General features: G+C 77.7%; 1 protein-coding gene. It reads left to right on the forward strand.

From position 1 onward, the window contains the following. Positions 1–1113 (forward strand): hypothetical protein (locus tag ABZ641_RS38845; RefSeq protein WP_359989414.1); only part of this gene is annotated, 1113 nt, incomplete at its 5' end. Between the last annotated feature and the right edge of the window lie 13 nt (positions 1114–1126).

The raw sequence follows: 1126 nt of genomic DNA on the forward strand, positions 1-1126 counted from the left end.
ACGCTGCGCGGCGTGCTGGACGGCGGCGACCCGATCGAGACCAACGGCGCCACCCCGCCGCTCAGCTGGGGCATGACCAACATCCCCGCCGCCGAGGGTCCGGACGCCGCCCTCGCCGCCCTGGTCGGCCGCGGCGACCAGCTCGCCGACGTCGCGGACCTCCGCCACCTGCCCGCCCTCCCCTGCCGGATCGACTTCGAGCCGTACTACACCTACGCCCACAACACCGCCGACACCGGCAGCAGCGAGCTGCGGTTCGAGATGCTGGGCGGCGGCCGGGCACTGCTGGTGCGCTCCGTGGTCAGCGGCGACTTCCTCGGTCGACCGGTGCGCCGCCACGCCGTGCCAGCCGACGCGGGCCGACGGGCGGTCGCCGAGCTGCGGGCCCTCGCCGCCGAACACCCGGCGTCCGTGGTGCTCGACCCGGGCTGCACCGACGCCGAGATGGACGGCTGGCCCGTCCCGGTGCCGCCGGAGGTGCGGACGGTGCTGCGCGCGATCGGCGGCGTCGCGGTGGCCGGGCTGCCGGTCCTGCGGCTGCGGCCCGGCGGCCCCGAGCACGAGGTCGACCCGGAGGTGCACCGGATGCTCGGCGGCGACGGCAGCTACTGGCCGATCGCCCGGGCGGCGTACGGGCGGCAGCACGCCATCGCCCAGGTCCGGATCGATCCCGGCACCGGGGAGTGGGGCTACGCCGTGTCGGTGACCGGCGACGCGGGGCTGCTGCGCGAGTACCCGGAGCTGACGCTGCTCGGCGAGTCGCTCGCCGACCTGCTGCTGACGGTGGCCCGGATCGCCCGCAGGGCCGCCGGGGCCCGGGACTTCGCCCGCGCCGCGGCCGCTGCCGCGCCCTGGTTCTTCCCCAACACCGGCGAGGCCTGGATCCTCCCGGAGCCGGTCGGCGAGTGGTCGGGGGCGGAGGACGCCCTGCGGGCGGCCGCCGCGGCCCTTCCGGAGGGCAGCTTCGCGGGCGACCTGCGGACCGCACCGGCCCCCGGCGACCTCTGCTTCTACCGCGCCGACGACTGGCCGTACCGGGCCCGCCTCGACCGGCTGGTCTTCCTCGGCGCCGGCCGCATCGCCGCCGCGGTACCGGAGGCGGCGTCCTCCTGACGGAGGGGGCACC

The sequence above is a fragment of the Kitasatospora sp. NPDC007106 genome (genome assembly GCF_040634455.1).
GTDB classification, from domain to species: Bacteria; Actinomycetota; Actinomycetes; order Streptomycetales; family Streptomycetaceae; genus Kitasatospora; species Kitasatospora arboriphila.